We start from the raw sequence: 20,384 nt of genomic DNA on the forward strand, positions 1-20,384 counted from the left end.
TTGATCTAACCCCATGCTAGATAATAGTTTGGGGTTTTTTCATGCGCCGGTAGAATTTGCCGAATTTGGCGACTGTTCAGAAAAGTGTTCATTCTTGCCATCACTGGCAGCATTTTTCCCATCGTCGGCCGCCCATAACTGATTGGCGATGCTTTCGGCGTTCTGGCCCACGTAGTACGACATGGTGGTCTGGATCGCTTCGTGACGCATCAACTCTTTGAGAACTGCCGGCATGACCTTCTTGGACCACCGATGCCCAAACGCTCGCCGCATGTCGTGAGCGCTGGCGAACTTTGTTTCTTTTCCGTCGTCCTTCACTTTGACGCCTGCCGCTTTCCCGATCGCGGTGATTCTCGCCCCGATCCGGTTTTGGTTCAGCATCACCATTTTGGCGTCGCGCGTCAGCGGACCGAATACGCGGCCTGTCCGCTGCTCTCGCGGCGTCTCGGCCAGAAATCGGGCAAAGTCCGGAGTGATCGGGAGCAAGCGGTCCTTGTTCCCCTTTTCGGCCTCGGCGGGGATGACCATGATCGGGAACCGTCGGTCCAGGTCGGCGATAATCCCCTCGGCGCCGTCCCAAAATAGATTCAGGGATTCGCCCAGTCGCAGACCGGATAGCCAGAGACCGCGCAGGAAATGTTCCCACGAGGCGACTACCGCCGCTTCGATCGCCCGGACCGCCGCCAACTCTTCGGCCGTCGGCGCCGGCTTGGGCTTGAGTTTCCGCTTTTTCTCGGCCTGCTTCTTGTCAGCGTCCGGATCGACGTAAAGCCCGGTGCGGATCTTGACCACCATGCGGTCGAATTCTTCCGCCGTGATCGCCCTGCCCTTCATCATCGACGCCCCTTTGACGCGCTTGGGCATTTTGATTTTGGGGACCGTCGGTATCAGCCCCATGTCGTGCGCCCAGCGTAGCGCCGCTTTGACGTGCCGCAGTTGGGCGGCGATCGTGGCCTCGGCTGTTCCCTTGGCTCTCAGGGCGGTCTGGAATTGACTTAGCCGCTTGGCGTCAACGTCTCGCAGCCGATTGACCGGCGTCGTGTTCTCGAAGACGTTTAGGGCGGTGCTGTATCGCCTGCCGGTAGAATTGGCCAGAGAGGCGACGTGCTGCGTTTCGAAGCGTTCGCGGAATTCTTCCCACGTAACCTTGGATGGCGCCTTGTAGCGGCCCTCTCGAAGATCCTGTTCCCACTTGGCCGCGGCTCGTTCCGCTTCCCGCTTGCTCGTCTCGCCGGTGGACTTGAACTTCTGCTTCCCGGTGATCGGGTCGACGTAGTACGCTTGCCAGAATTTGCGGTCGTCCCGCTGGGTTATCAAAACCTTGATATCTTCCACGCGTCGCGCTCCCAAAAAGGAAAAGCGCCGTCCCTGGCGTGGTGGCCGATGCTTCATTGCTTCGGCATGTGCAATTCTACTGCGTTAAGCGGAATGCGCCATCCGGCAAACCGCTGCGGGTTTTACGATTGACGCCTACCCGATTCGCAGCAGGTTGCTTTCCTGTCTGGTCAAGCGAACGCCGCCTGATAACGCCAGCACTCGGATTGCGTCAGGGTCGATATTGCTCGGTCCCATCTGGCACGCGAAAACAATTGGCGCGGAGTCGTCGCCGTTCAGAACCGTGGCTATCGCCTCGGCTGTCTCTCGCCTAATGTTCCTAACGATGCAAACAGCGTTACCGTTGTGGAGCGCTACGACTTGCCACGATAGGCCGGCTTTCTCGGTCCAGTTCTTACGTCTGGTTTGCCCACGCGGCGTCAGGCAGTCGCTAGGCGGTGCTTGGTTGGCGATCATGCTTCACCCCCTTTCACCGTGACCGCTTCCAACTGGGCGTCATGCAGCCCGTTGATGATGTCCATCAGGACGCAAGCCCGTTGCTCGAACCGCTCTATCGCTTGATCGAGAATCGGCCCGTCCAGGTCGCAGAACCAATCGTCGATAATATCGCCGGCAACGTCAGCGCAGACGTAGAACGTGTGGCCTTTGGTTGCGGGGATCTCTTGGCCCTGCTCGTCGTCCATCGTCCAGAACGGTTCAAAGTGAAAGCCTAAAACGCCGTCGGTCGCGCTGGTCAATTGGTCGGCCAGAAGTTCCTGTGGCGTTTTGGTGGTGGTGCCGTTCATGCGTCACCCCCTTCCGTCAGTTCGGTCATCGTCCGCGTCAACGTGTCAAACAAGACGACGCGAGCGATTGGCCGATTGATCCGTTCCAGGCTGTTATAGCCAAGAGCCATGTTTACGGCGCTGTCGTGGTCCAGGCTGCAACGAATACACTTGTCGCCGGCCATGACGAGATACACGTCGCCGGGAGCCTGGGGCTGACTATCGACATCGTGCATCGCGTCCAGCAGCACTTGCAGTTGACCGATTCGCTTTTCAAGTTCGGCGATCATCCCGTCGCCGCCGACAGGCAACCAGACTCCGCCTTCCCGGTTGAAATGAACTTGGATGCCGGCAAAGTGCTTCATGTTGTCCCAGCAGACAACGGCTATTTCGTCGTTCTCCAGGTCCTCAGCATCGGCCGTTATGCGAACGGTCATCTGACCGCCCACGGCGCGATTCAGGCGATTGAAGAAAGTGCGAATATCCAGGGGCGGTGGGGTGGTTTTAGCTTGCGTGAGCATTACGCACCCCCTTTCACCGCTTGGCGGTTCTTGCGTCGGGTCGCCGCTGCCTTCTTGGCTCGAGCCGAATCACGCCGCGCTCGGTCCTTTTCCAGCTTTGCGGTCCGCTTTGTTTCCGCTTCGATTTTCTCCAAGACGATCGGGCGTAGGCGGTCGACTTCCGATTGCAGCGGCATTCCGTTTCGATCGACATCGACGACGAAATAATGCTCTGTTTTCGATCTGAATTTCGTTCCATCATCATCGAGATCGGCCTCGGCTTCTTTCCGGGTGGCGTAGAAGCTCGAGATCTGAATAGAGGCCCACAACCATTTACTGATTGTGATATCCGCAAAGATGATCGCGGCCGCCGGTGGATCGCATGCCAGCGTCTCTTGCGAAACGCTACCGTTGCCCAACAGAACGCGCGCATTGTTCGGCAGGTCGAACATCTTGCCGATCTTGTCCGTGTGCGAAAAGTAATGGTAGCGCCGAAAGAATCGGCCATCACTACAAAGCATTTCGTCGGCGTACCAAAGTTGCTCGATCGGCGGTGACAACTTCGCCGGGGCTGGGTCCGTCTTGGCCTTCTTAGGGCCGCTCTTCTTCGTCGATCGTTTTGCAAGAGTTGCAGAAGACATAGGAATGTCCCTTCCTCGGGACGCGCGCACGAAAAAGGGGAGCCGTGACCCATTGGCCATGACTCCCCTTTGGTTTGTACGTCCCGTAACGGCAAAAGCCCGACTCACCGCTGAGGCCCTGCTTCGAACAGAGCATGCCGCCGTCTCTCAGCGCCCTATGGCACCTCACAGATAAGGTTTGATGGCATACGATGAATCGGGCTATTGCCCTGTTTGAACGTTCAAACATTGGTTTTTCCTGAATTTCGAAGGTGGTTTGATTCGTAAAATTCTCAGGCTTTACGACCAAATCAGGAGCCCGGAATATCGCATCTCACCCCCAGCAGGTCAACCGGGATTCCCTTTTCGCCCATGGGGGAATGCATGGAAGTCATCGTAGATGGCGTAGCTATTACTTTTTTGCATCACTGGACCAATTGGTCCCCATCGACCCACAGCCGCTCATTCGCTCCGATTCAACCGGCTGGCAGTCAGGAACTCTTCCATGCAATCTTGCGCATACTTGGCCGCTTCCAGGGCGTTGGTTATATCGCCCGCACCTCCGTATACCTTTCCGCGATCGATGCGAAGCATCGCTTCTTCGCCGGTCTTTTTGTTATTGTAGGTAATCTGCATCAAATCATCGTCATGCAACTTGATGTTCAGAATTCCCACCCCGTCAAGGAATAGATTTATGTACGCCAATTTGTCCGAAATGACGTGTTGGCGAACCATAACGCCGTCGCCGTAATACTTTTCATACCCGGTCGGCATGGGAATCACGTAGCAATCGCCCAGCCGGTAAACCGCGTCCTTTATGGGGAGGTTGATTCCGTTTTCCTTGTTCACGAATTCGGTAATCTCGCGCAGTTGAATAATCCGCGCATCGGCTTCGATCTTGGCCTTCTTAAATTGCTCCTCGGTCGTGATCGGCTGCGGTAGAAAGATCGTCACTTTCTTTTCGGTGCGTGGCGTTGAGGCCTTTACCGGCTCTTCCAGTTCGATCAAATCCACTTCGGCGGGAAACGAGACTTCCGGCGCCCTGGCCGTGGTTGCTTGCGATGGTTCGGGCGCTGGCTTGCCGACCGGACCAACGAAAAGGACCGTTGCGACTACGGCCACGATGCCCAGCATGACGGCGCCGGCTACTGCGTAGGGGAATAGGCTGTCTTTCATGTTTTTTCTCCGCCCCGATTCTCCCTCGTCAGTCCCATAAACGCCAGAACTTGCTTCCCACTTTTGGGCGGGTTATCCTGTCCCTTGCTGGGGCGGTCGCTCCTACTCAGAGTTTTGACGCGTCGACACAACGCGAAAAGGACCGCCCCGGCTTTTCTGCTGTTCCACTGGAGCAACCGCCATGGACGATCTAGAAGACTGGATAAACCGCGTAACTGCCGCCGTGAACCATTGGTGGAGTAGCAATCCAGACGTTGACGAGTTGGAAGTCTCTCGCGATCAGGAAAAGCACGGCGTGTCGGTAAGCGTAAAACTTTCGATTGACGGGCAGATGAAGACGGCAAGGTTTGAGTCTTGGAATATTGGAAATCTGAAAGAGAACTCGCCAGACTTTCTCGTCGACGTCCGCCTGTCTCGATGCAAGAACTTGATCCTTCAGCGGGATGGCGAGTCAACGCCATGATTGCCAAACCGTCGGCGATCGACTTCAACAGCACCATGTTCGCCGGTCCGGTTGCGATCGCCGCGGCTGTCGTGTTGCTGGGTGTGTTCTTTGCCTTGGTGATGCTGGTTGCGCAGCTTGAGATTCTGCTGGAATTGCGACGACAACGGGGATGAATTGAGCCTAGTTGGACTTCAAGACTGAACCGCCGGAACTTGAAGCAGCGAGTTTATCTTCAGCCCTTTCATCAAGGTCCTTGAACCATGCGCTCAAATTGCATGCGATAAGCCAGAGTACGAAAAAAACAAACCCTATGGCTATTAGCGCGACTGAGTAGCAAAACAATACGGTCTCAAAAGTTCCGATCAGGCCGATTGTAATCTGAGCAACGGATGCAAAAAGTGAAATGCAAATGGTTGAGGTGAGTATTTTGCTCAATCGCTTGAGAGGACCATACACAGTCGACTTTGAATTGGACTTTGAAGCATGCTTTTGACTCACGCGATATCGTTCAAGATATTCCGGTCGATCAAAGACTTCATTCTTCATTTGAATGACTATGAAAGTGGTAGCGGACAGCAAGAATCCACTAAGCGACAAGAAGCCGGTGAACATGCTCGATCTTATCGCGTCTCTATAGCAATCAATAAACCACTGTTGAAACTCAGGTGTCGGCCAGATACTCAATATTAAGCTATGGAGATCGCTCATTCTTCTTCGCTTTCGTCTGGAGAGTGTTTTCCGAAAACCTCCTCATTCGCATCAAGTAAGCCCCTCATAGTCTGAAGCAGTTTTGACGACTTGAAGTCATCCAAATCGAGATTCTGCTCGTCAGCAATGTCGTCAAAGTTAAAGAAGTGATACACATCTGGATTGTTCACGATATCAATATGTGTTTCCAGGTCGCCAGCATCCCTCCCATGAACAGTCCCAGTCTCAATGCCAGCGGAATTAATGACGTTCAAAATACCCTGTACAATTCCACTTTTCCCTGCCTCACCGAGAAAGGTAATCTTATGGCGTTCTGATTTGACGCTTCCACTCAGGGGCGTGAAAATGTTGTCATCCATCGTTAACTTCATCAGCGGAAATTCGAAGCTTCTGATTTTTTTCATCTGCTGAAGAAGTGTCCTAAACTTTTCCTTGCGTACCATAAGAGTCAGATCTAGATTTGGCCGCTTGTAAAGATCCCGGACTTGCTTTCCTTTCTTGCTGGCAACCGTCGCCCCCGATGCCTTAAACGCCTTCTCCTTCTGGGTAGCTACCAATTCCGAAAACTGCTTTTGAAGAAAGTCACCAAACGCGTTCATGCTCCACGAACCGCGATATTGCAAGTAGAGGCCTCGATTGGACGATAGTCGAATGATGATGAAGTTGAAATCTACTCGCTCAGCGTTCGCCGCCGACTTTGTGATCGAAATATTAAGCTTCCCGCCCTCACTGACCAGTTCGCATGCCTTCTTATGTGATTTCGTAGTGAGCATTAGCCCAATCGCATGACCATCCTCGATGGCCAAGTAGAGCACTCGTCTTGCCTTGCGGTATTCATGCTCCTTTGGTTGTTTCGCAAGATGCGACCAAAGATCAGCCAGCGTTACCGGCGTATTCGTTTCTATGGTAAAGCCTACTATCGTTGCCTTCACGTTGTCCCCATTCGTCATCATTTGTGGTGAGATCTCGGGAAGGACGTTATATCTAAGGCAACTGCCGCACGCAACAAATTATCGACTTCAAAACATCCTGCGCTATCTAGCAATTAAATGTCCAGCCCCCGCCGCGTACGCTCCGCCAGCGCGATCATGCGTCCCAACGTCTCGTCAGCCTGGATCTCGTGCACGCGGCTTTAAGCCCCTTCTGGCGTTGGCCGGCGATCTTGGACCAATCAGCCCGCTAGATACTTCCCGCTCTTCAAAAACAGCTCCCGTAACACCTCGGGCGGATCCTGCGAATCGATGATCTCCATGCAGACGTCGCCGAACCCGCGCGCGGTGACATCTGCCGCAAACTGTTCGGCGATCTCGGGAAGCACCGCCTGCAGAAACCACCAGGCATCGGCGCCGGTGAAGTCCAGGTCGTCGGGTACGTCGTGACCGGCCGCGAAGTGATCCCGCATCGCGTCGAATACTTGCGGCGCTCGGTCCAGCAAGCTGATTTGAAGATGGAGAAACGTCTTTACGTCTTCGGGTGGGTACTCGGTCAACTGCGTGCGGATATGCTCCACCATGCCGCGGTTGCCGAATAGGTACGCCACGACGCGGATTGCGCGGGGTCCGTCGATTTCTAGGCTGTTTCCAACGTTTTGACTGAAACGCATTTCAATTCCTTTAGAATGAGTCCAATTAAATGTGCCGCCTCTTCCTGCAGGTCGTCGCGATACTTGGCGGGCATGGTAGCGACAATTTCACTCGGCAGACTTTCGCACCGATTGCGGATCTTGTCACAGGACCACTTAAACGTCTTCTCGACTGCTTTGCGGCAAACCAGCGTGTTGACGAGCCGGACGTACTTGGTCTGGCGCAGGTCGTTCCCCAACTGCAGCGCGCGAACTTGTTCCTGTAGCTTCTGACGCTCCAGATCGCTGCCTGACGCACTCGGGGCCTCTTTTGCGGCTTGGGCCTCACGCTCGGCGATCAGCCATTGAGAGATTGCACCCAACGCGTAGCGGTATGGGGCGTTCGCTATGCCGGTTTCGATCACAGGAGCCCCACGTCGTCGCCATTCCTTGATCGTGCGGGGATTCACCCCAAAGAACGCCGCCGCTCTGGCCTGCGTGTCGACGATGATTTCGCCGTTTTCATCGGTTTGATTCGTGTTTTTGGGCATAACTCGGGCTTAGGGGAAGGAGGCGTCATTAGTGTGCAAATTATCGTTATGTGTGCAAAAGTGACGCGGTGCCTTACCCTCAGCGGCCCCCACCCCCCTGGGAAGGACCCGCGAAGTTTCTAGACTTACGTCGATACTTTGCACGTCAAGTAAGTTTGCGACTGGCATATCAAACGCGTCACTTTCGCCGCGCGTCTTCGGTTCAGTTGTTCGTCGGCTCATCGGTCCCGTTCTCCTTTCCGTCGCGTCGCTTCTGGTTGTTGGTGATGCAAGCGGGTTGCGTGCAGGTCGTCGATATGGTGCACAGCATTTTGCGAATCGATTAGGTCGACGGCATGCTCCCCCGGGGCGCCCCCGACTATGCCCCACCTATTCCGACAATCCTCCCAGCGGAGATATGCCCGGTCTCTCTGGTCCGGCGACTTCCACCTTCTGCGGCCTGTCAGCGTTGCTCATGAGAGTCTCGTTGATCGTCTGCAACATGTCGGCCAATTCAGATAGGCGATTAGAGATATCAATATCGCGTGGTGATGGCGCTTCCATGCCGCCGCCCGGCCCTTGGTGAACTATCGGTTGACGTTTTCGCCAAGCCTTGCCGCGAACCGTTCCTTCGAATCCGCCCAATTCTTCCTCGAGACTTCCGCCGTCGGATAGTTGCATCAAGAGCGATTCGTACTCGCCAATTACGGCGCTGCCACCGGCGCGTTTATCAAGCGTTTTCATTTTCTCGATAATCATCCCGCGAATGGCTTCTGCAGGATCGGATTGCAGATCTTGCTCGAAGTCATCCATCGCACGCTGAACTTGCAGAGCGACCATTTCCGGTTGTGAGTTTAGCTCTTGCCGTCTCTGCTCTAGAAAATTAACGGCTTCCGGCGTAGGGCCTAGCATGCCCTCACGCGCGGTGTTGATCATCTGCTTAGTAAGATTGTCTTCCGGTGAGAATACTTCGCTGACAGGGATAACGTGGCTTGCTCTGGCTCGCATATCCATCGAAAGCAGTTCGAGATTTCCGCCAGACTTTTCATAGGCATCCATTGCTTCAGGATCGGCGAACGGTCCCAGTATCTTCGCGCGAGTTTTGTTTGCTCGCTCGCTCCCTCCCCGCATCCAGTTCAATCGGTCCTCGATACTTGCATCGGGCATGATGTCTTCCGTTTCCGATCGCAACTGCGTCATCGATGTCATGAGAGAATTCGCCGTCGTTCTCCCGGTGGGATCTTCGGCGCGAAGCGACACGCCAGCGAAAAGCGCCTCGAGGAACCGGGGGTCGTCTTTGTTGCTGCCAATTGCCGCCAGTTTCGCAATCGTCGGCGCTCCAGTTTTCGCCCAGTCTCCCGGGCTTGTCTGGCGAGAGTAGCCCAGCGCTTGCAGGTGCATTGCAACGTGTTCACCGGGCGTGCCTCCAAACTCTTTGATCTTGTAAGTCGCAAGTGCGGCCGATGTGAGTTGGTTTCGTTCTTCCGAATCGCCGTAGGGGTAGTATCTCAAGACAGCATCAACAATGTCGGCGCGCTCGCTCATCTTGGCGTTCACGTCCGACGACGCGGCGGAATTGTACATCGCCAGAATTTCGGCCATCGGAACGCCTGACTTATCATTCTTGGCTCGCTTCATCAGTTGGCCAATAGATAGGTCGGTGTCGGTGGGGAGCATGTTCTGCAGCTTTCCCATTTCCGTCCCAACGCTTAGTTGCTGCGCGACTCCCTGAAGGCGAATTGCCTGCGCCGCCTCCAGTTCTTTGCGGATTAGGCCAATTGTCGTATGGATTCCGCCCAACATTGAACTGAACCCCGCAAACTGCGCGACCATTTGCGGCATTCCCTTGGCGACGCCGCCCATCCAGTCGTCCCATGTTCGCTTGTTGGTTTTTCCCTTGCGGTTCAGCTTATCCAATTCGGTATGCATCGCCTGCGGACCTTGGCGAATCATACGCAACCACGCTTCAACCGCCGGCGCTTCGTCTGCTTTCAGCACGACGTTGACTTCGCCTCTGGTTCCCATATTTCAAACCCCTTGGAAGTGAATAAAAGAAAAGGCGACCGGCCCGAATCAAAAGCCGGCCGCCCCGGGAGTTACGGTGGCAATGTCGCCTACCACCGTAACCGGCGCTACGCTTGGTCGGCTTTCTTCGCCTGACCTATTTTTATGGTCTTGGCCTGTGCCTTGCGGTACTCTTCAACTGCCGCGGCGATCCGCATTTTTTCCGTTTGAAGTTCCGCCAACTCTTGATCGATCTTGGCGACTTCGCGATCGAGTTCCGCTTTTCGCTTGTCATACGCTGGCCTGAATGTCTGCAGTTCCGTTTCGGCGTACTCGACCCTTTCCGCGGTGTACTTGTCCGGATTCGCTTGCCGATGCGAAACTTTGTGTTCTCGTCGCTCCAGTTCCCTGGCCTCTCCCTCTGCAAAACCGGTGGCCAGTCCTTCACGGCGACTGGTGAGCATTTCGACTTGCTGCTCTATGCCCGTCAGGCGCCCCAATCGCCCGGCCGTCGCAGCGGTGCGAACTAGGAAGGCTCCAGCGTCTTGGGCGCGGCTTGTGTCCAGTCGCAAATTAGTGGCAATCCCTTTCAATCGCTTGAACTCCTTGGCGCGCTGTTTGACGACCTCTTTGGTTTCGGCCTCGTATGCCTTAACCGCGGCCCACGCGTCGGAGTGTTCAGCGAATAGCCGATCATGCTCCCGCGACGCCGCGAGATTGTCTTCCCACTGCTGCAGGAACTCGATATCCACTTTCCACTGCTCGAGCGGAACTTCCAGATTCTCGCACTCGCTTTCTACTTCGAGCGCATCCTTTTTTGCCGAGCAAGCAATCTTGCAGCAATGCCCAGTAGGCGCGCTCTCTCGCCTCCTCGTCGCCGGCGCGTAATTGCTTGAGCTCTTCCAGAATTGTCGTTGCATTCGTACTCATAGCGTCGTGACTCCCTGTCAAAAAAAGTGATCGGCGACTACCGTTTGCCGCCGTGATTTGCGTTGAATTCCGTTAGGTACTGCTCGTACAGCTGCGGCACCGTGGTGACCACCTCACGAACTGCTTGCATCTTGCTCATCCCCTTCGCCACGAATGACGCGACGCTCTCTTCCCAAAGTTCCGTGGCGGATCGTCTGGGGGTTGGTTTCGCGACTGGGGCCTGCCGTACCGCTGGGGGCAACTGCCGAGCATGAGACGCGCCGGCCAATTGCGTCGAACTTGTCACCATCTGCGCCGTCGCCAGTGCGTTTGGATATAGGCACTGCGGGCAATTGTGTTTCGCCACCTGCCGTATCGCTTGGCTATAAATCGGCGTTTCAAATTGGTGGCCGCATTGGCAGCTCACTAAAAGTGCGTCCATGTTCGTTTCCTTACTGAATTGCTTCGATGTGATCGGTTGGAATTTCGCCGCCTGTCAGTCGCAAAAGCGCTTCATCGACGCGCTGCGGATTGACCAGGACTTTCGTCCCCATCGGCACGCCTGGCAGTTGGCCGCTGTTGACCATGTCGCGAAGATCGCCGGCACGTACGCCGTAACATCGGGCCATCAATCCGGCTTCGACAACGTCTGGCAGTTGGTTGATTCTGATAAGTCGCATTTCGTAAACCTCCGCTGGTTGTGATGCGTTAATTCTGCCCTAAATCGCTTTTCGGAACTGTGGCTAAAGTGTGGCTTTTCTGTGGCTCGCCAGAAATTTCTAGGCGGTAAGTATTTCGGCCAACGCGCTTGATCATCCGATCCCATGCGGGGTGACGCTTTCCACTCGTGCGAAAGATTTCGTCAACGCGATTCGGGAGCATGTCCAGCTTGGCCAGCTCGTCGAGAAGCATTCCGCCATAGACTGCCGGCACGCCCGCTTGGTGAGACTCGGCCAGCACTCGAACCGCCGCCGCCGCTTGTTCGCTGAACTCGAAGATTTCGCCGCGCCATTGGCAAACCCGATAGCCGCAAGAGAACTTTGCGTCGCCGATGTCGATGATTTCAAGTAGCTCGGTCATGCGTTAGCCTCCATTGTTCCAATCGTGCCAAGGGTTATCAGAGGTCGCCGATTCAGGCGGGGTATACTCTGACTCGCCTTCCGTGATGCGAAGTCTCGACGGTTCAAAGCGACAAGTGATTGCGACTTTCGATGGGCCGTTTCGCTGCTTCTCGAGGAAAATCTGATACTCGTTCGGAGGGTTAGACGGATCGACCTTGTGCGGCCAGACGACGAACAAACAAACGTCGGCGTTCTGGCCTAGCTTCGGACCGTACTCGATGTCGGTTAGCCTTGGCACAAGCGGCTTGCGGTTCTCAACGTCCTTTCGCAATTGCGCCAGCACGATCACGATTGCGTCATTGCCTTTTGCAAGTTGCTTCAATCGGTCCGATACTTTCCGCATCGCAATATTGGGATCGTCTCGCCCATCGGCCATGATCATTTGGGCATAGTCGACGGCTACGATTTTGGTGCCGCTCTTGAACAGATCGAGAATCGCCGCTTCGACTTCAACCAGCGTCGCGTCGCACTCGATCACTTCAAACGGTGCGGCGTCGGCGAAGTGCTTGTTCGCGTCTTGCTCGATGATATGCGTCATTCGGTGCCAGTTCTCTTTCGGCACGTCAGACGCATATTGAATCGTTCGCTCGGCTAAAGCATCCGGCGCCATCTCGAGCGATAGAAACGCGAATGGCAACTTCTCGTTGCAGGTAACGTGGTGGCCGATCTGTTGGACGAATCCGCTTTTCATGTGAGAGGAAAGCCCCCCGATCACAACCAGATCGCTGTATCGCATTCCGCCGCCCAGCGTATCATCGAGTCTCTTAATGCCAGTCGTCACTTTCGGCGTCTCGCCATGTTCCCGCAATTGCGTGATGACGCCGCTGACCAGCTCGGTCATTTTCCGCCGCTTGCCTGACGCTGGATTCTGCGAAGTGCCGGGCCCCCATTCCTTGGCATGGTCAATCGCAGCTCGCAGCAGCTTTTCGCCGTCCTTCTGCCTCAGCGCATCCCGGCAGTCGTCGCCCTTGTCGCCGTCCAAAGGAAGCGGCAAACTTGCGATGCGTACCGATTTGGCCACGCCTGCAAGACGAGCGGCAGATAGTTCGGCTTTCGCTTCTGCGTCGGTGGTCCGATCTGGAATCAATACGACGTCGACGCCTTGAAATAGGCCGGTGAACTTTTGCGGTAGGTGATCGCCGTTTGTGCCGCAAGCGAGATATCCCAAACCGTGAAGCGACGCCGCATCTTTGCAGCCTTCGACGATCGCCCATCGCTCGCCAGCAACCGGGTAATGCGTCGCGCCGCCATCTGTCATCGGTAGAAAAACGCCACTCGGCTTTCCCTTCGACAGCAGCCCTTTAAGTCGACGATCGCCAGCCGGAGCCATCGGCCAGATTTTGAACTCGCTGCATTGCTGTCGATCTTCGCCGAAAACCGGAAACGTGACGCAACCCGTCGCATGGTCAGCAACAGCGCCGTACTCGATCAGGGATTCCTTGGGGCATGACTTCGCCGCCGCTAATCTCTCGATCAGGTCGACGCGTTTCGTCGGCTTGCTGGGCGTGTCGGTCATTCCAAGGTGATCGGCAATCAGTTGCTTGGCTTCCGTGAAATCGACGTTGCGGTATTTCATGACTGTTGCGATACCATCACCATTTTGCGTTCGATGGCACTGGTTGCAGATCACGGCGCCGCTGTCGATGTCCAGCAGGCGAAAGCGATCTGTGCCGCCGCAAAGTGGGCATGGGTGATGCTTGCGGTCTAGGCTGCTCGCAGGAATTCCGGCCACGCTGACCAAGATTCCAGTCCAACTTCCAGCCGCGGCGCGCTTCAGGTCGTGAACTTCAATTGTCATCGCCGTTATCCTCTAGCATGGTGTAACCAGCGGCGGCGCAATCCTCGGCCGTCGCTTTTGTCCGGGGTGGTGGAGCGTCGCTCGCGTACTCGCTGTCGTACTCGCCGCCGTTTAGCCAAGTCGTTGGATGCGCGATGTACTTGCGTTCGTTGCCGACCATTTCGCGTGCGTACGCTTCGGCGCGGCGAATGAGAAATTCGACGGCACTGGATTCGTCGGTCAGGTCAGGATGCTTGACGACGGTTTGCTGGGCGGTGATCTGGCTGATTGCCTTCTCGAACGCCTCGAGCGCCTTTTGAGGTTTTTCTTTGCGGGGGTATGCCGAGTACCAACGACCAAAGGATTCGCTGTGGTCGCTGGCCTGCTTTCGCTTGGCCTTGCTGGTCGACTTGGCCTTGGGTGTCTTCCCTTGGCCGACCTCTTCCGACTTGTCGAAAAGACACTCTTTCTTTTCTTGGGTAAGGGTAAGGGATGGTGGTTCACTAGGGTGATCACTAGGGTCATCACTAATTTTTAGATATGACCCCCCAGTCTCGTTATCTATTTGCGGGGGATCATCACCGTCATCATCACTAGGGTGATCACTAATTTTTAGTGATGGTTCGCGAACCCCTTCATCCATCGGACCGTCGTCTAGCCCTTCGGCATGCGCCGGGATCACCACCCAATAATGGCCTGCCGTTTTGATTCCGCGCGGGGGCGCTTCGTATCGCAACCAGCCGGCGTCAATCGCGGCCTTCCTCGCTTTGTCCAATGTTTCCCATCTGCCAAGTCCGAGTATCTGCATCAACTGCTCGTTGAAGAAAGTGACCGGTCGTCGATAGCCCGCAGCGTCCTCGGTCGTCACCACGTTGGTGACCAGCAGCGTGGCAGCTTGCCCCATCTCGGCGGCTGCGCAGGTCTTCCCTAGCAACCTGATAAACCGCATGGCGAAAAATGGCGGGCGTTGGACGTAGGCAGAGGATTTTGTATCTAGGCTCAAAATTCCAACTCCCCGGCGATCTGCCGTTTGATCGCCAGCAGTTCGTCGCAGTCGGACCGCTCTTGCTCCAGCACTTTGCGAAAGGTTTCCATGTCCAGATTCGCCTCAACGGCGGCCTTTAATTGCTCAATCAGGTAATCGGGCGGGAGCGATTCGCATTCCCATGACTGATCGCTCCCGGTTCGGCTCACGAATGATTTAAAACGGCTACTGGTAGGCTTGGCGGCGTTGAAATCTGCGGCCAGCCCTAACTCATCGACCTGATAGCGTTCGACGGCTACGCGGTGACCTTCAACAGGGATGTTCCAGGGTGCTTGCCGCAGGGACCGGATAGCGTCGTCGGCGAGCTCCAAGCCCTCGGGGTCAAAGTCACTGACGATCAGCAGCACCATCGATTCCTTCCCGGATCGACGGAACCGCTCGGACATGTTTCGCCAGACCGGCAGAGAGCAAAACCCACGCGCCAAGCTGAGGGGAATGTGATACTCGCTCGCCACTCGTTTGAGCATCACCATTAACGTGTTCTTTTCGCCCAAAATTTCGATATGCCGTGGCTGATCCGCCTGGCGATCGCGGTGATAACCGCTTAGAAAATTCTCGACTTCGGTTTGCACAAAATGGCTGACGTTGTCGAACCCGCGGTGATAGACTTGCGGTCGCGTCGCGTCGTCAATCGACTCCATTGGAATCTGACCGTTCTTGCGGGCAGGTCCCAACAAGCGAACCAATTTCGTGTAGGACGATTTGTCATTCCTATAGCGGAAATGTTCGGCACTGTACCGGGAATCCTTGGGCGTTTGCGTCAGCGGCGGATCGTTCAGCAAGTTGTAATGAATTTGCCGAATCGACAGCGGCCAGTAGTCGCGCATGCCGTTGACGATCTTTTGTGCGGCGCGTAAAAAATCGGCCTTGGCGCCGGAAATGGGTCGCGTCGTCTTCTCGCCCAGCACGTCCATAAAATCAACGTCGACGCGACAGCGGGCTTCGTGGTGCTCTCGAATCGCAGCATAGGTATCATCCGCCGATTGATCCCGCAGCAACGCTTCCCGCAACGTGGCGCCGACCGTCTTGACCCGCTGCGGGTTGTATTCGGTCAGCTTGCGATGGTAGTCGTCGCAGTTTTCGCGGCATATCGTCGGATGCACCTTGACCGGCACTTCGGACCATTCCAGGCATTGGGACGCGTAGAATCGGCGGTGACCGGATAAAATCCAGCCATCTGTCGTTAATAGGATCGGTTCGGCCAGACCGTTGTCGTCGATGCTCTCGATCAATGCGACCATCTGGTCATCGTGAACGATCGGACCGTAAATTTCGTCGTTCTCCGGCGATGGGTTGATTTCATCGCTGGGAACCATGCGAACGGCGTATCGCTCCAGGGGGTTTGCGATCATGGCCATCCCCTTTAAAAATCCAACGCGTCGACTAACGCGCTGTGGGCGATGGTGTAGCAATCGGTGGTTTGCAACCGCTCGTTTTTGGTATACCAGCCGACAAGCTGGTGTAGTTGCCGCTTGTAGTATTCGTACGTGTTGCAACTAACGCGGCGCCGGCGTCGTGCTGCTCGAGCCCGGCGTAGCAGCGTACCGAACGCTGGACAGACGCCGATGATGTCGTCGACCGTGGTGATCGGGACTTCGGCTTGTGGAGAAAACGCCGCCTGACTCTCTGGCCAATTGGCGTACCATTGGATACGATTGAAGTGCATTTGATGCTTCCTGCTTTTTGGGCGGCGATTCGGACTGGTCCTCCTGTCGCCGCGGTGAGATGTTCCGTCTGATTCACTTGAGCGCGGTCGCTTGGCCGTGGCCGCGCTCTTCTCTTTTTGCCGTCTAGACGCTGGCACTCGCAGTAGAATTGCGACGCGTAGCTGCTTCATTCTTCATGGCGTCAATCACGATCGCGCCCTCGAGAAACTTCGTGCGGCTTCCCAAGATGTGGTCGGCGATCTTAGTGCCGTCGCCAAGCTTCATTCGCAATACGCGGCCCCATGATGGCTTTGACGTGGCACCAAGAATCTGCTTTACGGCAGAGATGCGGTACGTGCGATTGCGCTCAAGCGATTCCGGTTCAAGAGTCTTTGCGGTAGAGATCATCGCGTTCCTTTCGGTTAGTTTTTCTGGCGAACCAGCGTTTCGACTAACGTCAAGATACGGTCGATGAAGTGGGCGAATAGCGGGAAAAGTGGGCGTTACAGAAAGCTCCCACTAGTTACAGACAATTACAAACTATTACAGAACTTTCTTTAGCTGAAACGCCCTCCAGTCGGACGAGGGAACTTGCCACTGATTCTGCCCTTCGAGCTTTTTTCCTCCCAGGCTCTCGATCCTTTTTTTCAATGTCCGGTAATCGATAGCTCCAGTCAAATCTTTCGCCTCTTTCGTGGTTATGACCACGCTTGCAGCATCACTTGAATCGCTCTTAGCTCCAGTTGGTTCTTGTGGTTCCTTGTATCGATCGGAAAGCGACCGCTGCTTTTCAAGTCGATCGGCAGCGAGTTTTAGAGCGAGGTTGTACTCTCGCTGCATGTACTTCTCAATCCTGAAAAGATCGGCCGTTGCGAAATGTTCGTCTAAAACGGGTATCTCGTACTGCTTGGATGACCAGCCAGCAAGCGATTCAAAATCGCCGGACATCACCTGCGCTATCGTTATCGGCTCACATATAGCCAGATAGGGCAAAAGACGATCATTGAGACTTCCAATGATCCCTTCGAGGGCATGCTGGCAATACTCAAACGCAAATTCGTGATAGTCCCCAGCGTCGCAAGATCCGAAAAGATGAATCGGGCGTGCGCCGAATATTTCAACATGAGATGGATAGAGGTACTCTGAACATGCTTCGTAATATAGAAATCTTAATCGCCCCATGCGTCCGGCACATTCGACCAGAATAGAAGCGTACAGCTCGGAAAAATTCTCCCGCCCAAACCCGCCTTGACGAACTAAAAATTGACTCGACCGCAGGTTCCTGGTCAGTGAATCAAATAACTCGTCCAGTTGCTTCATGGGGTTGGACGATTCAGCAGACTCAGCTTTCGATACTTCTCGCATAGAGTAGCCTCCGGTTCGGGCGACCGCCCGCCAGCGCTGCGGAGGCTACCGGCAACCCTGGCGGGCAATCTCGCGGGGATCAGCCGCAACCCGATTTTCAAAGTGTTCAGAGAACTGTTCAGAAATCCGTGCATCTTCGCCGGTTTACGGAATAACCAGCCTAAATGCATCTATCGTAATTTCCCGTATCATCACCATATCAGATACCTCATAGTGTACACAATTACAGGATTGCAAATCCACCATCCCCGGTTCGAATCCGGGCGGCGCCTCTTTTTAAACCCAAGTCAAATAACGACTTGGGTTTTTTTATGCGCGGTCGAAATCGTGGATTTCGCCGCGGATTTCTCGGCTTTGAGGGCGGCGCTTTCTATCTTGCCCGAAGTCGCCATTCTTTCTTTTTTGACTCAGCGAATCGATCAGCTTGCCGCAGTCGCAAAAATCCTCCCCCGCTGGCGATTCCGCAGGTAAACTTGAGGAGTCTCGTCAGAATATCTCGCCCCTCTTCTCGCCGACCCAACACGCATGACTTCATCGGAAGCTCGACTCAACGATTCCAGCGCCGCTGCAACCATGGCGCACAGCAGCGGCGGTGATTTTTCCAAAGAGCAACAGGATATCGCGATCTCGGCGTTGATTCTGCGGATGGGGATTTTGACAGAACGTCAACTTGCCCATGCGTTTGCAACTTGGACCATCCATGGCAGCTTGCCGATCAATGAGCATTTGCTGGAGCGCGGGCTGATTGATGAAGATGCGAACCGGCGGTTGCTGGCGAGCGCCCCACAGTTGCTGCAAGAGTATGAGTATGGCAACGAACGGAATTCGTCGGTCGAATGCGCCGTTGCGCAAACGCTGGACTCGATTGATCCTTCCGGCACGATCGCCCGGCTGATGGGGGTCCGCAGCGTAGCCGGCGCCGGCGCAAATGACGCGACAGGCGTACGAACTTCGGCGGCCCGCTATCGACTGTTGCGCAAACTGGGCCAAGGAGGTCTAGGTCGCGTCTGGCTTGCTTTCGACGAACATCTGAAGCGTCCTGTCGCCGTCAAAGAAATCACCGCGCGAGATCAGGTAGTCGCGCAAGAGCGATTTCGCCGCGAAGCGGAGATCACGGGACGACTAGAGCATCCCGGGATCGTGCCGATCTATCAACTGGGAGAAGATGCGACCACCGGCGAAGCCTTTTACGCGATGCGTTTTCTGGGAAAGCAGACGCTGCATGACACCATCCTGGAATACCATGAACGGCGGAGCGAAGGGGATCATGATCCCATGCTCTTGCGGCGATTGCTGACTGACTTTGTCAACGTTTGTCAGGCGATCGGACACGCGCATTCACGTAAAGTGATCCATCGCGATCTGAAGCCCGAAAACGTCGCGATCGATAGCTTTGGTCAGGTGATCGTCATCGACTGGGGCATCGCCAAGGTCGTCGACGAGCTGCAGTCGTTTGACAATCTCTCCGGCGGTCTCGATAGCTCAGGCAGCGGGCAAAGCACCATGGAGGGCCAGATTCTCGGTACGCCGCTATACATGGCGCCGGAACAAGCGGCCGGCCGCGTCGACGAATTGGATGAGCGGACCGACATCTACGGTTTGGGCGCCATTCTGTTTGCAATCCTTACTGGGGAGGGCCCGCACGAGCAAACGCGCGAAACAGCGAAATCAACGACCAGTCGTGAACTGTTGACCGCAATCGCCGGGCAACCCACGCCTGACGCGCTCGACACCAATCCAGACGCGGACCCGGCGCTAGCAGCGATCTGCGCCAAAGCGATGTCTCGTCGCCAATACGCTCGTTATCAGACGGCGACCGAGCTTGCGCAAGATGTCGAGCGCTGGATGGCGGGCGAACACGTTTCGGCCTATCGCGAACGTCCAGCCCAACGCCTGGCTCGCTGGATCCAAAACAATCGGATCATGTCGCAGGCGATCGGTTTGTTGTTGGTGACCGGGATTGTGGGACTGACCGTGATGATTGTCGCTTCGCACCAAGCGTCGCGGGCCAATCGCCAGATTCGCTTGGACGAGATGCGCGCCTACAACCGCGAGATCGAAGTCCAATTGCGTACGACGACCGAGCAGATCTCGAAGGACGCTCGTTTCATGTCCAATCTCCCCCCGATTCAGGCTTTGATCGCGGCCGAAGCAGGAAAAACGGATGGCGAACCTGAAGCAGTTTGGCAAGATCGGCTCGAAATGATCTATGAAGAATTTTTGCGGGCCAATCCCGACTATGTTTCGATCGCCTATATGAAGCTGACCGCCGAAGCGGCGACCGATATCGTCCGCGTGGAACGCAACACCACCGATCCCGCCTACCTCCGGCGCGTGCCGGCGAGTCGTTTGACGAAGTTTGAAGACCAGGACGTGTTGAAAAAGGCGCTGCTGCTCGACCGCGGCGATATTCATCTCGTTCTGCGAGGCGCCAGCGATGATCCCCAGGACAACGTTGACGACGGCGTTCGTCTGTTTGCGGCGACTCCGGTTTACGACGCCGTCCACGGCGAACTCTTCGGCGTGGTCGTCCTAGAGTCCGATCTGCTAAGTCGAATCTCCAAATTTCTGCAACGCGTCGATCAAAACACGGCGATCATCGATGTGACCGATTCCGCAGGCAACATCTGGGTCAGTGACGAGCCAGGCGTCGGCGTCGTCGCCACCAACAAGCCAACGCCGATTACAGCGCAAATGCCTGAATTGAAAGACTTTTTCAGCGACACCGAAGCGACGCGTCACCTCGACTCGGCCAACGGCGTAATCGCCACCAAGTTGACGTTGGATCGATTGGATGACAAAACGACGGTCGGCGTGGTGCTGCAGTTGCTAGAGAGATAGGGAAGTAGAGCGGAAAAAGAGGCTCGACCCGTCTCCC

Annotated in this window: 22 protein-coding genes; 2 read left to right on the forward strand and 20 right to left on the reverse strand. The window is 55.5% G+C overall.

Annotation, left to right across the window (positions count from 1 at the left end; translation table 11 throughout):
* Window positions 1–39: 39 nt before the first annotated feature.
* The 5 genes from DSM3645_RS13625 to DSM3645_RS13650 all read right to left on the reverse strand — a co-directional run bounded on the left by DSM3645_RS13625 (window position 40) and on the right by DSM3645_RS13650 (window position 4,395).
* Entirely contained in the window at window positions 40–1,335 is a 1,296-nt protein-coding gene (locus DSM3645_RS13625; protein ID WP_002652779.1) for a tyrosine-type recombinase/integrase, read from the reverse strand.
* A gap of 452 nt (window positions 1,336–1,787) precedes the next feature.
* Complete coding sequence (locus tag DSM3645_RS13635) at window positions 1,788–2,120, reverse strand: hypothetical protein (protein WP_002652781.1); 333 nt, start codon at window positions 2,118–2,120, stop codon at window positions 1,788–1,790.
* On the reverse strand, window positions 2,117–2,620 hold the full coding sequence (locus DSM3645_RS13640) for a hypothetical protein (RefSeq protein WP_002652782.1): 504 nt from the start codon (window positions 2,618–2,620) through the stop codon (window positions 2,117–2,119). The genes DSM3645_RS13635 and DSM3645_RS13640 overlap by 4 nt, the downstream gene beginning before the upstream one ends.
* Entirely contained in the window at window positions 2,620–3,240 is a 621-nt protein-coding gene (locus tag DSM3645_RS13645; protein ID WP_002652783.1) for a hypothetical protein, read from the reverse strand. Before DSM3645_RS13645 ends, DSM3645_RS13640 begins: the two co-directional genes overlap by 1 nt.
* Before the next feature lie 441 nt (window positions 3,241–3,681).
* Window positions 3,682–4,395 carry a hypothetical protein gene (locus DSM3645_RS13650; protein WP_040351833.1) on the reverse strand — a complete coding sequence of 238 codons (714 nt, stop codon included), beginning with the start codon at window positions 4,393–4,395 and terminating at the stop codon, window positions 3,682–3,684.
* 459 nt (window positions 4,396–4,854) lie between these two features.
* Between DSM3645_RS13650 and DSM3645_RS30460 the strand changes: the two genes are divergently transcribed.
* Window positions 4,855–5,013, forward strand: coding sequence for a hypothetical protein (locus DSM3645_RS30460; protein WP_002652786.1), 159 nt, complete (start codon window positions 4,855–4,857; stop codon window positions 5,011–5,013).
* A gap of 7 nt (window positions 5,014–5,020) precedes the next feature.
* On the opposite strand, the gene DSM3645_RS31345 is transcribed toward DSM3645_RS30460, so the two are convergent.
* The 15 genes from DSM3645_RS31345 to DSM3645_RS13730 all read right to left on the reverse strand — a co-directional run bounded on the left by DSM3645_RS31345 (window position 5,021) and on the right by DSM3645_RS13730 (window position 17,506).
* Complete coding sequence (locus DSM3645_RS31345) at window positions 5,021–5,386, reverse strand: hypothetical protein (RefSeq protein ID WP_237564813.1); 366 nt, start codon at window positions 5,384–5,386, stop codon at window positions 5,021–5,023.
* Between the two features lie 158 nt (window positions 5,387–5,544).
* Window positions 5,545–6,480, reverse strand: coding sequence for a hypothetical protein (locus tag DSM3645_RS13665; protein ID WP_161603338.1), 936 nt, complete (start codon window positions 6,478–6,480; stop codon window positions 5,545–5,547).
* A gap of 239 nt (window positions 6,481–6,719) precedes the next feature.
* Entirely contained in the window at window positions 6,720–7,151 is a 432-nt protein-coding gene (locus DSM3645_RS13670) for a hypothetical protein (RefSeq protein WP_002652789.1), read from the reverse strand.
* Complete coding sequence (locus tag DSM3645_RS13675) at window positions 7,118–7,660, reverse strand: hypothetical protein (RefSeq protein ID WP_002652790.1); 543 nt, start codon at window positions 7,658–7,660, stop codon at window positions 7,118–7,120. Before DSM3645_RS13675 ends, DSM3645_RS13670 begins: the two co-directional genes overlap by 34 nt.
* A gap of 369 nt (window positions 7,661–8,029) precedes the next feature.
* Window positions 8,030–9,472 (reverse strand): hypothetical protein, encoded by a 1,443-nt coding sequence (locus tag DSM3645_RS13680; RefSeq protein ID WP_131282554.1) that lies wholly within the window; start codon window positions 9,470–9,472, stop codon window positions 8,030–8,032.
* Window positions 9,473–9,771: 299 nt separating this feature from the next.
* The gene (locus tag DSM3645_RS13685; protein WP_002652793.1) at window positions 9,772–10,563 is read right to left on the reverse strand and encodes a hypothetical protein; all 792 of its coding nucleotides are present in this window, start codon (window positions 10,561–10,563) and stop codon (window positions 9,772–9,774) included.
* Window positions 10,564–10,610: 47 nt separating this feature from the next.
* Complete coding sequence (locus tag DSM3645_RS13690) at window positions 10,611–10,994, reverse strand: hypothetical protein (protein WP_002652794.1); 384 nt, start codon at window positions 10,992–10,994, stop codon at window positions 10,611–10,613.
* 10 nt (window positions 10,995–11,004) lie between these two features.
* The gene (locus DSM3645_RS13695) at window positions 11,005–11,232 is read right to left on the reverse strand and encodes a hypothetical protein (protein ID WP_002652795.1); all 228 of its coding nucleotides are present in this window, start codon (window positions 11,230–11,232) and stop codon (window positions 11,005–11,007) included.
* 28 nt (window positions 11,233–11,260) lie between these two features.
* Entirely contained in the window at window positions 11,261–11,632 is a 372-nt protein-coding gene (locus tag DSM3645_RS13700) for a hypothetical protein (protein ID WP_002652796.1), read from the reverse strand.
* A 3-nt stretch (window positions 11,633–11,635) separates the two neighbouring features.
* Window positions 11,636–13,471 carry a DnaB-like helicase C-terminal domain-containing protein gene (locus DSM3645_RS13705; RefSeq protein WP_002652797.1) on the reverse strand — a complete coding sequence of 612 codons (1,836 nt, stop codon included), beginning with the start codon at window positions 13,469–13,471 and terminating at the stop codon, window positions 11,636–11,638.
* Entirely contained in the window at window positions 13,461–14,399 is a 939-nt protein-coding gene (locus DSM3645_RS28285) for a hypothetical protein (RefSeq protein ID WP_002652798.1), read from the reverse strand. The genes DSM3645_RS13705 and DSM3645_RS28285 overlap by 11 nt, the downstream gene beginning before the upstream one ends.
* Before the next feature lie 50 nt (window positions 14,400–14,449).
* Window positions 14,450–15,847: a ParB N-terminal domain-containing protein gene (locus DSM3645_RS13715; protein ID WP_161603339.1), complete on the reverse strand. Its 1,398-nt coding sequence runs from the start codon at window positions 15,845–15,847 to the stop codon at window positions 14,450–14,452.
* An 11-nt stretch (window positions 15,848–15,858) separates the two neighbouring features.
* Window positions 15,859–16,161 (reverse strand): hypothetical protein, encoded by a 303-nt coding sequence (locus DSM3645_RS13720; protein ID WP_002652800.1) that lies wholly within the window; start codon window positions 16,159–16,161, stop codon window positions 15,859–15,861.
* A 124-nt stretch (window positions 16,162–16,285) separates the two neighbouring features.
* Complete coding sequence (locus DSM3645_RS13725) at window positions 16,286–16,549, reverse strand: hypothetical protein (RefSeq protein ID WP_002652801.1); 264 nt, start codon at window positions 16,547–16,549, stop codon at window positions 16,286–16,288.
* A gap of 135 nt (window positions 16,550–16,684) precedes the next feature.
* Entirely contained in the window at window positions 16,685–17,506 is an 822-nt protein-coding gene (locus tag DSM3645_RS13730; RefSeq protein WP_002652802.1) for a hypothetical protein, read from the reverse strand.
* 525 nt (window positions 17,507–18,031) lie between these two features.
* On the opposite strand from DSM3645_RS13730, the gene DSM3645_RS13735 reads away from it, so the two are divergent.
* A complete protein-coding gene (locus tag DSM3645_RS13735; RefSeq protein WP_002652804.1) occupies window positions 18,032–20,347 on the forward strand; it encodes a serine/threonine-protein kinase in 2,316 nt (771 codons plus the stop codon).
* Window positions 20,348–20,384: the final 37 nt, after the last annotated feature.

The sequence above is a fragment of the Blastopirellula marina DSM 3645 genome (assembly GCF_000153105.1).
GTDB classification, from domain to species: domain Bacteria; phylum Planctomycetota; class Planctomycetia; order Pirellulales; family Pirellulaceae; genus Blastopirellula; species Blastopirellula marina.

Bases quoted from the DNA above. Each gene is read 5' to 3' on its own strand.
- DSM3645_RS13635 (WP_002652781.1), bottom strand. From the start codon at position 2,120: ATGAACGGCACCACCACCAAAACGCCACAGGAACTTCTGGCCGACCAA.
- DSM3645_RS13640 (WP_002652782.1), bottom strand. From the start codon at position 2,620: ATGCTCACGCAAGCTAAAACCACCCCACCGCCCCTGGATATTCGCACT.
- DSM3645_RS28285 (WP_002652798.1), bottom strand. From the start codon at position 14,399: ATGCGGTTTATCAGGTTGCTAGGGAAGACCTGCGCAGCCGCCGAGATG.
- DSM3645_RS13680 (WP_131282554.1), bottom strand. From the start codon at position 9,472: ATGGTCGCGCAGTTTGCGGGGTTCAGTTCAATGTTGGGCGGAATCCAT.
- DSM3645_RS13685 (WP_002652793.1), bottom strand. From the start codon at position 10,563: ATGCAACGACAATTCTGGAAGAGCTCAAGCAATTACGCGCCGGCGACG.
- DSM3645_RS31345 (WP_237564813.1), bottom strand. From the start codon at position 5,386: ATGAAGAATGAAGTCTTTGATCGACCGGAATATCTTGAACGATATCGC.
- DSM3645_RS13675 (WP_002652790.1), bottom strand. From the start codon at position 7,660: ATGCCCAAAAACACGAATCAAACCGATGAAAACGGCGAAATCATCGTC.
- DSM3645_RS13715 (WP_161603339.1), bottom strand. From the start codon at position 15,847: ATGATCGCAAACCCCCTGGAGCGATACGCCGTTCGCATGGTTCCCAGC.
- DSM3645_RS13700 (WP_002652796.1), bottom strand. From the start codon at position 11,632: ATGACCGAGCTACTTGAAATCATCGACATCGGCGACGCAAAGTTCTCT.
- DSM3645_RS13670 (WP_002652789.1), bottom strand. From the start codon at position 7,151: ATGCGTTTCAGTCAAAACGTTGGAAACAGCCTAGAAATCGACGGACCC.
- DSM3645_RS13720 (WP_002652800.1), bottom strand. From the start codon at position 16,161: ATGCACTTCAATCGTATCCAATGGTACGCCAATTGGCCAGAGAGTCAG.
- DSM3645_RS13735 (WP_002652804.1), top strand. From the start codon at position 18,032: ATGACTTCATCGGAAGCTCGACTCAACGATTCCAGCGCCGCTGCAACC.
- DSM3645_RS13690 (WP_002652794.1), bottom strand. From the start codon at position 10,994: ATGGACGCACTTTTAGTGAGCTGCCAATGCGGCCACCAATTTGAAACG.
- DSM3645_RS13725 (WP_002652801.1), bottom strand. From the start codon at position 16,549: ATGATCTCTACCGCAAAGACTCTTGAACCGGAATCGCTTGAGCGCAAT.
- DSM3645_RS13645 (WP_002652783.1), bottom strand. From the start codon at position 3,240: ATGTCTTCTGCAACTCTTGCAAAACGATCGACGAAGAAGAGCGGCCCT.
- DSM3645_RS30460 (WP_002652786.1), top strand. From the start codon at position 4,855: ATGATTGCCAAACCGTCGGCGATCGACTTCAACAGCACCATGTTCGCC.
- DSM3645_RS13695 (WP_002652795.1), bottom strand. From the start codon at position 11,232: ATGCGACTTATCAGAATCAACCAACTGCCAGACGTTGTCGAAGCCGGA.
- DSM3645_RS13730 (WP_002652802.1), bottom strand. From the start codon at position 17,506: ATGCGAGAAGTATCGAAAGCTGAGTCTGCTGAATCGTCCAACCCCATG.
- DSM3645_RS13705 (WP_002652797.1), bottom strand. From the start codon at position 13,471: ATGACAATTGAAGTTCACGACCTGAAGCGCGCCGCGGCTGGAAGTTGG.
- DSM3645_RS13650 (WP_040351833.1), bottom strand. From the start codon at position 4,395: ATGAAAGACAGCCTATTCCCCTACGCAGTAGCCGGCGCCGTCATGCTG.